Origin of the sequence: Myroides sp. ZB35, from assembly GCF_001865835.1 — a bacterium.
Taxonomy (GTDB): Bacteria; Bacteroidota; Bacteroidia; order Flavobacteriales; family Flavobacteriaceae; genus Flavobacterium; species Flavobacterium odoratimimum.
Map to the genome: position 1 here is coordinate 3,379,609 of NZ_CP017769.1, position 12,050 is coordinate 3,391,658.

At 33.5% G+C, this 12,050-nt stretch carries 14 protein-coding genes; 4 read left to right on the forward strand and 10 right to left on the reverse strand.

Annotated features, from left to right (window positions below):
- The first annotated feature begins 4 nt into the window (after window positions 1-4).
- Window positions 5-727, forward strand: a complete 723-nt coding sequence (locus BK054_RS14985; RefSeq protein ID WP_006260044.1) for a TIGR00730 family Rossman fold protein — start codon at window positions 5-7, stop codon at window positions 725-727.
- Window positions 728-1,318: 591 nt separating this feature from the next.
- On the opposite strand, the gene BK054_RS14990 is transcribed toward BK054_RS14985, so the two are convergent.
- The 7 genes from BK054_RS14990 to BK054_RS18480 all read right to left on the reverse strand — a co-directional run bounded on the left by BK054_RS14990 (window position 1,319) and on the right by BK054_RS18480 (window position 8,119).
- The gene (locus BK054_RS14990) at window positions 1,319-2,476 is read right to left on the reverse strand and encodes a TlpA disulfide reductase family protein (protein ID WP_006261344.1); all 1,158 of its coding nucleotides are present in this window, start codon (window positions 2,474-2,476) and stop codon (window positions 1,319-1,321) included.
- Between the two features lie 188 nt (window positions 2,477-2,664).
- The gene (locus BK054_RS14995) at window positions 2,665-3,798 is read right to left on the reverse strand and encodes a TlpA family protein disulfide reductase (RefSeq protein WP_071307429.1); all 1,134 of its coding nucleotides are present in this window, start codon (window positions 3,796-3,798) and stop codon (window positions 2,665-2,667) included.
- A gap of 433 nt (window positions 3,799-4,231) precedes the next feature.
- Window positions 4,232-5,398 (reverse strand): TlpA disulfide reductase family protein, encoded by a 1,167-nt coding sequence (locus BK054_RS15000; RefSeq protein WP_006261346.1) that lies wholly within the window; start codon window positions 5,396-5,398, stop codon window positions 4,232-4,234.
- Between the two features lie 100 nt (window positions 5,399-5,498).
- Window positions 5,499-6,260, reverse strand: coding sequence for a LytR/AlgR family response regulator transcription factor (locus BK054_RS15005; protein WP_006261348.1), 762 nt, complete (start codon window positions 6,258-6,260; stop codon window positions 5,499-5,501).
- Window positions 6,253-6,615, reverse strand: coding sequence for a hypothetical protein (locus tag BK054_RS15010; protein ID WP_006261349.1), 363 nt, complete (start codon window positions 6,613-6,615; stop codon window positions 6,253-6,255). Before BK054_RS15010 ends, BK054_RS15005 begins: the two co-directional genes overlap by 8 nt.
- A gap of 6 nt (window positions 6,616-6,621) precedes the next feature.
- On the reverse strand, window positions 6,622-7,977 hold the full coding sequence (locus BK054_RS15015; RefSeq protein ID WP_006261350.1) for a 2TM domain-containing protein: 1,356 nt from the start codon (window positions 7,975-7,977) through the stop codon (window positions 6,622-6,624).
- Entirely contained in the window at window positions 7,961-8,119 is a 159-nt protein-coding gene (locus tag BK054_RS18480; protein ID WP_006260037.1) for a hypothetical protein, read from the reverse strand. The genes BK054_RS15015 and BK054_RS18480 overlap by 17 nt, the downstream gene beginning before the upstream one ends.
- 234 nt (window positions 8,120-8,353) lie before the next feature.
- Between BK054_RS18480 and BK054_RS15020 the strand changes: the two genes are divergently transcribed.
- The 3 genes from BK054_RS15020 (at window position 8,354) to BK054_RS15030 (ending at window position 10,641) form a co-directional block, all read left to right on the forward strand.
- Window positions 8,354-8,902: an IS1096 element passenger TnpR family protein gene (locus tag BK054_RS15020; RefSeq protein WP_006261351.1), complete on the forward strand. Its 549-nt coding sequence runs from the start codon at window positions 8,354-8,356 to the stop codon at window positions 8,900-8,902.
- Window positions 8,903-8,971: 69 nt separating this feature from the next.
- Window positions 8,972-10,036 (forward strand): nucleoid-associated protein, encoded by a 1,065-nt coding sequence (locus tag BK054_RS15025; RefSeq protein ID WP_006261352.1) that lies wholly within the window; start codon window positions 8,972-8,974, stop codon window positions 10,034-10,036.
- A 68-nt stretch (window positions 10,037-10,104) separates the two neighbouring features.
- The gene (locus BK054_RS15030) at window positions 10,105-10,641 is read left to right on the forward strand and encodes a hypothetical protein (protein ID WP_006261353.1); all 537 of its coding nucleotides are present in this window, start codon (window positions 10,105-10,107) and stop codon (window positions 10,639-10,641) included.
- Between the two features lie 44 nt (window positions 10,642-10,685).
- On the opposite strand, the gene BK054_RS15035 is transcribed toward BK054_RS15030, so the two are convergent.
- The 3 genes from BK054_RS15035 to msrA all read right to left on the reverse strand — a co-directional run bounded on the left by BK054_RS15035 (window position 10,686) and on the right by msrA (window position 12,050).
- The gene (locus BK054_RS15035) at window positions 10,686-11,111 is read right to left on the reverse strand and encodes a hypothetical protein (protein ID WP_071307430.1); all 426 of its coding nucleotides are present in this window, start codon (window positions 11,109-11,111) and stop codon (window positions 10,686-10,688) included.
- 109 nt (window positions 11,112-11,220) lie between these two features.
- The gene (locus tag BK054_RS15040) at window positions 11,221-11,499 is read right to left on the reverse strand and encodes a hypothetical protein (RefSeq protein WP_006261355.1); all 279 of its coding nucleotides are present in this window, start codon (window positions 11,497-11,499) and stop codon (window positions 11,221-11,223) included.
- A gap of 5 nt (window positions 11,500-11,504) precedes the next feature.
- A complete protein-coding gene (gene msrA, locus BK054_RS15045; protein WP_006261356.1) occupies window positions 11,505-12,050 on the reverse strand; it encodes a peptide-methionine (S)-S-oxide reductase MsrA in 546 nt (181 codons plus the stop codon).

Here is a 12,050-nt window from a genome sequence, read left to right on the forward strand (position 1 = left end):
GAATATGAAAGAAGCATTTGAAAGCGAAGAGGCTAAGATCCAAGACAAGTTCAAACAAAGATCTTGGAATGAGATTAAGACTAATGATTCATGGGGAATCTTTAAAATCATGTCTGAATTCGTTAATGGGTATGAGAAAATAGGTCGTATCGGGCCATGTGTATCTATATTTGGTTCTGCTAGAACGAAGACAGATGATCCTTACTATAAATTAGCAGAAGAAATTGCTTTTAAAGTAAGTAAAGCAGGTTACGGTATTATTACTGGTGGTGGTCCTGGTATCATGGAAGCTGGTAATAAAGGAGCTCACTTAGGTAAGGGAGTATCTGTAGGTCTAAACATAGAGCTACCTTTCGAGCAACACTTCAACCCATATATTGATAGCGATAAGAACTTACAGTTCGATTATTTCTTCGTACGTAAGGTAATGTTCGTTAAATATTCTCAAGGGTTTGTAGTTATGCCTGGAGGATTCGGTACGCTAGATGAATTATTCGAAGCGATCACATTGATCCAAACAAAAAAGATTGCTAAATTCCCTATTGTATTAGTAGGTAGCGCTTTCTGGGGTGGATTAATTGATTGGGTAAAAGATGTTCTTTTAGATAAATACCACAATATCTCTCCTGAAGATATGAACTTAATCAAGATCGTTGATTCAGCTGACGAAGTTGTAGAAGTAATTGATGCTTTCTACAAAAAGTACAACTTGAAACCAAATTTCTAAAAAGTGTTTTAGATCCTGATAGAAAAGACTGTTATAGTGATATAACGGTCTTTTTTTGTATGTAATATACGCACCTACTGCCGTAGGCAAACATTCGTAATTAAACGAAGAAACCACCCCGCCCTACGGGCCCCCCTCCTAAGGAGGGGAATAGTAGTACTGCATAAACATACAGTATGTCATCCTGACGACAGGAAGGATCCCACACGTGACTCATAGGATGAGATCCTTCGTTACACTCAGGATGACATACTGAGCGTGATATACGTTATCAGGCGTATGTGATAACTGTACGTATTGCAAATCCGCACGAACTGGTAAACATTCGTAATTACTAAATTGAAATTCGTGATTAAACGAAGAAACCACCCCGCCCTACGGGCACCCCTCCTAAGGAGGGGAATAGTAGTACCGCATAAACAAACTACAAACACGCTGCTTACCACGCATCGCATTCCCCTCCTGTGGAGGGGTGCCTGAAAGGCGGGGTGGTTATCCTACAGCCGTAGGCAAACATTCCTAATTCTTAATTCACAAAAAGGGCTGTTACGACAATGTCATAACAGCCCTTTTTTATATTTTAACTGAAGATTATTTAGCTAATAATTCTTCTACTTTTTTACTTAGCTCCTCACCTCTTAGATTCATAGCAAGGATAGTTCCGTTACCATCTACAAGGTAGTTAGCAGGGATCCCTTCGATACCATAATCTGCAACGATAGGATCTTCCCAGAACTTTAAGTTAGACACTTGAGTCCAAGTTAATTTATCTGTTGCAATCGCTTTCTTCCATGCAGCATCTTCTTTATCAATAGAGTATCCTATAATATCAAACCCTTTTGCATGGTAAGCTTCATACGCTTTTACTACATTAGGATTCTCTTGGCGGCAAGGTCCACACCATGCTGCCCAAACATCTACTAAAACTAACTTCTTTCCTTGTAAGAAAGAGGATAGAGTTAATTCTTTTCCTTCTGGAGTAAGTGCTTTAAACTCTGGTAGTTTTTCTCCTACTGATAATCCTTTTACTCCTTCACTCTCATCTAATATTTGGCTTAAACGCTCAGCAACTCTCTTACCTATCTTAGATTCTTTTAATCCTTTAGAATATTTATCGTACTCTGCTTTAAATTCTGCTGGTGTTTTTTCTCCTGCAGGAATCATTTGATTTAGTAAAAACATTCCGAAAGCATTTCCCTCATTCTCTTTAGCGTATTTGTCTAAAATAGTTTTAGGAGCTACTAGTAATTCTTCGTACTGCGTTTGTAGTTTTTTAAACTCCTCAGAGTCTGTCTGACCATTCTGAGCCATCATCATCATTTGCATTCCATTCTCATCAGAGAACTTCATGATCTTCTCTGCATAAGGATTGATTTCATTTTGAAACTTCTGAAGTTTCTCATTGTTCTCAGTTCCACCAACAACAGTCTTCTCTGGTGTTTCTTTATCAATCTTGATTGTAATCGTTCCTGGTTCACCTAAGAAAAAGGCATTAAACCCTTGCTCTCCTTCACTTTTAATACTTAAAAAAGCTTCGTCTAACTCTGTAAACTTATGTTCGATAGATACCTTCCCACCTACGATAGTTCCTTTAGCTACCTCTGTAGGCACATCTTTACCTATTTCTACAGCTAATATTTCTACTTCAGTATTATCAGGGAAGTTACTAGCAGTCACTTCAATAACACTTTTTTTCTCACACGACACAAATACAAGTGCAGCTACAAGAAAAACTCCTAATTTTTTCATTTAAATATGTTTTTTATTTTAATCCTTAAAAATAGACATTATTTTAAACGAACCCCCTTATTTTTACATACTTTTTAAAATGATTAACTAAATACTACTATGCTTACCCTATAAATGCCTTATACAGTTCTATAATTACAATAAAAAAGCTATCATGAGTATGTTCATGATAGCTTTATATTTTCTAATTACTTAGCTAAGATTTCTTCTATCTTCTTACTAAGTTCTTCTCCTCTCAAATTCATTGCTAGAATAGTACCATCTCCATCTATTAAGTAACTTGCAGGAATTCCCTCTATTCCATAAATCGGTACAATAGGATCATCCCAATACATCAAATTAGAAACTTGAGTCCAAGTTAGTTTATCTACTTGAATAGCTTTTTTCCAAGCTACTTCTTCTTTATCTAGCGAATACCCTATAATATCAAAACCTTTATCGTGATAAGCTTCATACGCTTTTACTAGATTAGGGTTCTCTTGACGGCATGGTCCACACCACGAAGCCCATAGATCTACTAAGACTAACTTCTTCCCTTCTAAGAAAGTAGTTAAAGTTAATTCTTCGCCTTCTGGTGTCAGTCCCTTAAAGTCAGGTAACTTACCTCCAATAGCTAAGTCTCCTTCTGCTCCTGTTAATAGCGACTGTACCTTCTTACCTAATTTTGTCTTTTTTAACTGTGCAGGGTATTTACTAAACTCTTCTTTTAGTTCGTCTAATGACTTCTCTTTCGAACCTATCTTTTGAGAAATCATTAATAGCCCTAAAGCAGTTCTATTGTTCTCTATCTCAAATTTATCTACTAATTTAGAAGTCTCTTCTGTCAATACATTATATTGTTGTTTCAGTTTTTCTATGACTGCGGGATCGTTATCACCAGATATATTATTAAGTACCGCTCCATTCTCCGTTAGAAACTGTGTCAGTTTATCAGAATAAGGCTTCATCTCATTTAAGAACTGCTGTAACTTTATATTATTCTCAGTTCCACCAATGATAGGACGATCAGGATGATGTTGATCATATTCAATTGTAATTTTACCAGGTTCTCCCATAAAGAAAACGCTATGCCCTACCTGTCCTTCCTCTTGGATAGAAAGAAAAGCCTCGTCTATTTCTGTAAAGGGATTCTTAAGGCTCACCTTACCATCCACAATAACTCCTTCTGCTACCGCAAATGGCGTATCTTGACCAATCTCTTTAGACAGAATTTCTACTTTTGCATTATTTGGGATATTCTTCGTCGTAATTTCAATTACATTTTTATCTTGGCACGATACAAATACCAATGCGCCAAAAAGCAATACACTTAACTTCTTCATTTAGATATTTTTTGTTTTTACATCGGTTAAAAATAGATATTATATAGGACTAAACCCTCTTCATTTGAGTACTTTTAATCACAATTAACCTTTCATATAAATATATTAACAAATTTGGCTAAAAACTTGTATTATTCTGCTAAAAACTTGAATCACAACAAATCTATTCCACCTTCTACCTTAGCAATAAGTGTCTAAAACCCGAATTATGCAATAGACATATAAACGAAAAGTAATTAAACAAAATAGGTCTGAATTAGTGATTAAAGCATACTATAGTATGGTTTTAGAGCTAATGAAAGAACTATGAAGTAGAATTGCTTTGTAGTATTTGGCTAATGCGTAATTTGGGTTAAAGAGCATATTCTAGTTTCAAAAAAAAACTGCTATAACCTAAAGTCATAGCAGTTCTAAGATATACTTACTGTATCAATTATTTTACTAACAGCTCTTTTATTTTTTCTCCTAATTCATTTCCTCTCAAATCCATTGCTACAATAACACCATTACCATCAATTAAGTAATTCGCAGGAATCCCTTGTATACCATAATCTGCAACAATCGGGTCTTTCCAGAACTGTAGATTAGAAACTTGTGCCCAAGTTAACTTATCTGCTGCAATAGCCTTAACCCAAGCTACTTTATCCTTATCTAAAGAATATCCTATAATGTCAAAACCAAGCTTATGATAGTCTTCATACGTTTTGACAACATTTGGGTTCTCTTGACGACAAGGACCACACCATGAAGCCCACACATCTACAAGCACTAGTTTCTTCCCTTCTAAAAAAGAGGATAGCGTTAATTCTTTATCCTCAGGAGTAAATCCTTTAAACTCTGGTAATTTATCCCCTATTTTAAATGTAATAACCTCTTTCCCTTCATTTTCTACTAAATCATTGATACGTGCTTCTACTCGCTTACCGAATTTAGATGTTCTCAATGCTTCTGGATATTTGTCAAAATCAGCTTTATACTCCACTAATGATTTCTCTTGCATATTCATCAATTCTACAAACATGATCAATCCAAATACGTTATCTCTATTTGCTGCTTCATACTTCTTGATTGTTGAATCGAACTCATTTGCAAAACCAGAGTACTCTTCTTTTAACCTCTTTAATTCTTCTTGACCATCATCACTTATTGTTGAATCAGCTAATTCTTGCATTCTTGCCATATTCTTTTCGACGAAAACATTCAATTTTTTTGATATAGGGCGCGTATCTTCCATAAACTGCTGTACTTTCTTATTATTGGCCGTTCCTTCAACAGTACTTTTATCAGGATTATTCTTATCAAATCGAATGGTAATTGCACCTGGTTCACCAATAAAAAGAACGATATGATTCACATCTTCTGACTCTTTTATCGAAAGATAAGCCCATTCTCCCTCTGTAAATGGATTATCTAATACTACCTTACCTCCTACTATATCTCCAGTAGCTACAACTTCTGGTTCATTAAAATCTAAGCTTCTTATATAGACTTCTACTTTAGTGTTATCTGGTAGATTCTCTGTTATTATTTCGATTGTATTCTTCTTCTGGCAAGAGACCATCAATAAAACCAACGCGAACAAAACACTTAACTTCTTCATAATTAATTTTTTAATTAAAACTAAAGTAATAATTATTATATTATATCTACTAATTATAATTTGATTATTATTAGTCTTCTTTGTTTTTTAAAAGTTACTCTTACTTCTCAATCCATTTTTTGAAATCATTTACCTTCTCTCTACTCACGATTAACTCTTCTGATTCTAGATTAATTAGATTTAGCTTTAACCTAGAATTAGAATAAGCATAGATATCTTTAATACTGTTAATAGATACAATAAACTTCCTATTCATTCTAAAGAAATCTGTCGGGTCTACCATCTTTTCTAATTCCTCAAGGCTGTAATCGATAATATAATTACGTCCTTCTGTAGTCTGTACATAAGAGGCTTTATTCTCACTATAGAAACAGACAACCTCAGAGCGCATCACTATTTTTATCTGTGTTCCAACTTTTACAACAAAGCGCTCTTTATACTCCACTGTATTACTAGAATTCATAAATTGCTTAAAGAGATCTAACTGTTGATTAAACCCAAAGAATACAGATCGATTATTCTCAAACTTTTCAATGGCTTGTTTTAATTCTTTCTCTTCAATCGGTTTAAGTAAATAATCTATACTATTCAACTTAAATGCCCTTAAAGCATACTCATCATAGGCCGTTGTAAAAATAATAGAACTATTAATCTTTACCTGTTCGAAGATCTCGAAAGACAGACCATCAGACAACTGAATATCTAAAAAGATGAGGTCTGGCTCTTTATTAGAACCAAACCACAGTACTGCCTCCTCGACACTAGAAAGGTTTATCATAGAACTATAACCTAACTTATCTAACTTCCTCTCTAGCGAGCGCGCTGCAGGCTTTTCATCTTCAATAATAACTATACTAATCATGATGATTTAATCTTACTTGGTATTGATATGTTTTTTTTAATCTTTCGAATTCTCTCTTCTCCATTCTCTCTTGCAGCTTAGATAACACAGGTATCTTATCTAGGTATAGAATAATAACTCTGACCAATGCGCATAGAATTAATAGAGAAAAAAGTAAATATGCATTCATTGGGTTATCATTCCCTACTTGTATTCGTACACGTCTAAAATGATAATAATTAGCAAAGAATACAAAGGCAATAATTGCCATATAAACAATAATCTCTATCCCAATACAAACTAAACTGTTATAACGCTTTCTCTGAAGTCTTTGATAGCTCCTTAAAGCTTCTGGTGATATGGTTGACTCTTTCATATACTGTTAGTTCCATTTTTGTGTACCTCCATTATTATGCTTATCCATATACTCCCTAATCTTCTTATCCTCCCAATCTCTACCTAAAAACAGACTGTAATTAAATGTTCTCATCGCATCAGCAGCTAAGCCTATTCCCCATCCAAATAAAGGAATCAATGCCCATGGGAAAGTTGGATTAGTAATCATATTGATCACCATTAAAAAAATATTGACCATGATGAATGTAGTTAAATGAGCATAAAACTTCTTTATTTTTTCTACATTTTTCTTAGCTTCTACTAAGATTTCTTGTTCGTTCTCAGGTACATCTATGATTCTCATCTGTTCTATAATTTTAGTTAGTATTGGTATTCTTACTGTAAAATATTCTTCTGATTCTTCTATAAATACTGGTTTAGAAGTTAGTAGCGCATATCTACTGGCTATATTTTCTAACCCGATTCCTTTTCTACTTTCGAAAGTCTGTTTTTTATTCAATGTATTTTGAATTATTAAATACCCATCAGGACTTTCTTTGATTAGAATATGTATTGGCTTTTGTGAAGAAGATTTATTGTGTTTAATCACGTTTTCTAATAACAACTGTAAAGACAACGGAACTACTTTAGCACCTTCTTGTTTTACCCTTTCAGGCAATTCAAATATTAGACTATCTTCAAATCGCATCTGTAACAGCTCAATATAAGTCTTCGCAAAGGCTAACTCTTCTTCTAAAGGAACTAATTCTTTATTCTTCTGATCTAAGATATAGCGGTAGGTCTTAGATAGGGAATGGTTAAACTCTACTGCTTTCTCCTGATCCTCTTCTATTAATGCCCCTAATACATTTAAGCTATTAAACAAAAAGTGAGGGTCTAACTGGTTCTTAAGGCTTTCAAATTGAGCAGATACATTACCCGTTATTACTTTCTGTTCTTCTATTTGTTGGTCTTTAACTAAAGAAGAAAAAGTAATATGAAAATAGATCGCTAATAGAATAGAATAAAACACAGTGAAGTTTAAAACAGACCTAAAGCCCCCATGCATAAACACAGTAGCGATATGCCCTCCCTCTACAAAGAAACTATTAATCATCTTTAGAAGAATAGCAACACAGAGTATTACTACAAAGTTGATAGCCGTAGTAATCGCTGTAGCCCATCCGATGTTTCGTTCATTCTCTCTTAGATACATATTCAGTCTACCAAAATAGCTCTTCTTTAAATAATAATTAACTCCCAGTACTGCCGAAACAAGTATACTGAAGTAGAATATAAATAAATAGATATCCAAGTAATGAAGATTAAGTACCCTTCTAAACATTAAAAATGTTATCAGTAATACAGCTCCTATCTTTACAATATTATTTTTTTGCTTCATCTTTTAAAACAAGATTAGTCTTTACATTTATTAACTGTTGTTTTTCTTGAAAAACACTTTTTGAATCTCCTGTTCTGTTTATTCCAAACATAGATAAGAAGAATGTTATCAAAAATAAGGTAATGGCAATAATAATTTTCATATCTCTGGTGTTTTTTGTTGAAGCAAAGATGTAATAGAACCTACAACTAAAAAAAAGAAGACTACCGAATTGTCAAGTTTAAGGGATGAACTGTAAAAAGCCTGGTTTTACAGTAAAAAACTGGCTCTCAACTAGGTGTAGCTATTTCGTTAAAATGTAGGTAAAAAGACTGGGTTTTATTCCTCAATAATGAATAATAAGTTTAAATTTGCGTTTCTAATCCACAAAAAAGTTATGGTTTATAAGTTCAGAGTAATCCTTGATACTGAGGAAGATATATTTAGAGACATTGCTATTTTAGAAGATGACTCATTAGAAGATTTACACAATGCTATCGTTAATGCTTTTGGTTTTGACGGAATGGAGGCAGCTTCTTTTTATGCGTGTGATGACCAATGGACTCAACTAGAAGAGGAAATTTCGTTGTTCGATATGGGAGATACCCCTGGAGAACACAAAACAATGAGCTCTACTACTATCAGTTCTATCTTAGATGAAGAAAACACAAAAATCATATATGTATATGACTTTTTAAATATGTGGACTTTCTTCGTTGAATTAGGAGCTATCGAAGAAGAAGAGCCTGGTGCAGCCTACCCAGAATTACTTTTCTCTCATGGTATCTTACCAGATAGTATGCCGGGCAAATCATTCACAGCCAACCCTGTATCGAATGAAGATATTTTCGGAGAATTTGACGATGACTTCGATGACGAAGACTACGATATGTTCGACGGAGATGATAGTTTTGAAGACTTCGGCTACGAAGACACTTGGAACTAATAACTATTAATTTCATTTTTTAATTTATAATTTAAGTGGTATACTACTGCTTAATATATTATTGCCATTATGATCAACTTATTTAATACGCACATTGAAACTCTATCTATCCATAGAGTTGGGAATAAAAGTAGAAATGAAGCTATCTTCTTATCTGCAGAACCTTATAATTTAAACGATGAAATAGCTCCTTTATTAAAAGAGTATTTCTTTAAACCGTTCCGCGAAAAAGAAGAAAGTTATTACCAATTCGCTCATGATGTTGATTTAGAATTCAACGAAATGTACAACTTTGCCAATGAGATTTTTAATGCTCCTTCAGCAGATAACGTACAAGAAGTTGCTAAAAAAATCACACGTCACCTATATGAGCAATCTAACCATCCACATATTAAGAATGGAGAAGTTTATGTTACTTATTTAACGAACTTATCTATTGATAATAATGTTGTAGATGCTATCGGTATCTTTAAGAGTGAGCTTAAAACTGATTTCTTACAATTACAAGAAAAAGATTCTAATCTAGAAATGCTTCTTCTACAAGGAATCAACTTAAACAAATTAGATAAAGGATGTATTATCTTCAACTATAAAAAAGAAGAAGGGTATAAAATCTTAACGATTGACAGTAATAAATATGATGCACGCTATTGGTTAGAGCATTTCTTAAATGTAGATATCTTCCAAGATGAAGCATTTATGACGAAGAAATACCTTAAGTTCTGTCAAGACTTCGCTAAAGATGTAGTGCTTCCTGCTGAAGATAAAAAAGAAGAGGTGATGTTCATGAACCGCTCTGTGAATTACTTTGCTAAAAATGACGAATTTGAAGAAACGAATTTCTTAAACGAAGTAATAGACAATCCTGATTTAGCTGCTGAGTTTAAAAACTACAAAGTGGACAAAGGAGAAAAATACAGTATAGAGGATACTACATCTTTCCCTATTGCAAATAATGCAGTGTCTGATGCTAGAAAGAAACTGAAGAATGTAATCAACCTTGATACTAACATCCAGATTAAACTTGATTTTATCAACCCTGATAGCGCTGATAAATTCGTAGAAAAAGGATGGGACGAGGAGAAACAAATGTATTACTACTTAGTTTACTTTAACAAAGAGCAAAAATCTTAATTAAAGATAATTAAGGCGATTCCACACTGATTTGGAATCGCTTTTTTTTATACCTAATACCTTATAATATGAGAGAATTCAACTATATCTTAATATCAGAGAACACATTTAGCAGTGAGAATCCGTTAGATATTATCAACTCTAATATCTCTGTAGTAAATTACTTACGTAACTCCGAAGTAGGTGATGACGAATTGCATCCTGATGCTTTTGCTAGTTACTGTGTAGATTATTATCTAAACATATTAGAGACAGAAGGACTAGCTGCTTTTATTTGGAAAAGTAAATGGGATCTAGACCTAGTAGAGATTATCCATGCTGGGCTTACCGCTATGGAAGCAAAAGAACACTTAGACTACTTCGAAAAACAAATGCGAAGAGTAAAAGCATTTAGCAATATCAAGCTAAAGAAATTCTTTGACTCAGAATTAGGTAAAGAGAAAGAAACAACTTCTCTACTAGAAGACAACTCGTTTAAAGAAATTACAGAAGATTTAAGAGCACTTAACTCTTCGTGGCTAAAAACACACCCTGATCTAAAAGTTGTAAGCTTAGAAGAAATGCAAAGCATTATTACAGACTTTCTTGATTCAGATTCAGAATAGTAAGCATAAAAAAGCTCCTCAATGTGAGGAGCTTTCTTTTTGTATTATTTACTGAATTCGAACTTTGAAATCTTAAGATCATTACCTTCTTGACTTAGGTAAATCTTCTCTGTAATTGTTTCTGGTTCATTTTCATATTTTACTTTGTACTCAAAATAGAAATCTTTAGTCTTCGCTTTTTTATCTCTATCAGTCATCTCCCATTTATCCATTGTAAAGCTATCTAACTTACCAAACTTCTCTTTTTTAGCTTTTAAGTCTTCTACAAGTTTTGCTTTTTGGTCGCTATTGAAGAAGTCATCATCTACTAAGTTGGGAATAGAATCGTATAACCCTTGTTTAACGTTGTAATAATACCATCCTATAACTTTCTCACCAGCTTGTTGATCCCCCAATTCTCTACTTTTTTTTGCATTGGTACAAGACATAAAAACTAACGCTGCGAATAATAGTGTAAAAACTTTTCTCATAAGAAATACTTTTAATTAATTGTTAAATTCTAAAACTCTCCTGATCTTTTTATTTTACATAAATTTAATAAATAATAATGATTTACACAAATTACCTGCAAAGAATTAACTATTCTTGTTTTTTACCAAAATATGTATAAAACCAAGTTATAGTATATGTGGGTATAAAATCAAGTCCAGGAGACAGCTCTTCGATGAAGTTAACCACAGCTGCTACCTTACCTACTTTACCAGGATACATCTTAGCTAGAATGTAGGCTGACACTGGTGCCCACACCAGATCAGCTATCTCTCCTATTCCAGGTATAGCATAGGATAAGTACCCTATAAGGTCCATAAATATCCCTATAAAAAGCTGTCTATATTTAATTTTATTATTCGTAATCATTTATATTATTTAAGCTTCGTATTGTACTTTGCTTTAAACTTGTCTAATTTAGGCTTTACCACTAACTGACAATAAGGGTTCTTATCTCCACTCTTCTCAAAATAATTCTTGTGATAATCCTCTGCCACATAGAATTTCGTCGCTTCTGATATTTTAGTTACGATAGGATCATCATATACTTTTTCACTATTCAAGATATCTAAATACTCTTTAGCGGCAGCTTTCTGAGCTTCTGTCGTGTAGAATATCTCACTTCTATACTGTGTCCCTACATCTTCTCCTTGTCTATTTAAAGTAGTTGGATTATGACTCGTAAAGAACACCTCTAATAATTCGTTATAATTAATCGCTGCGGGATTATACACTAGCTTTACTACCTCTGCATGGCCAGTTTCTCCTGTACACACCTCTTCATAGGTAGGGTTTTCTTTTTTTCCTCCGATATATCCTGGAAGCACCTCTTCTACCCCTTTTAAGCTTTTATAGATAGCTTCAATACACCAAAAACATCCTGCTCCGAATATTGCCGTTTCTAATTTATTATTTTCCAT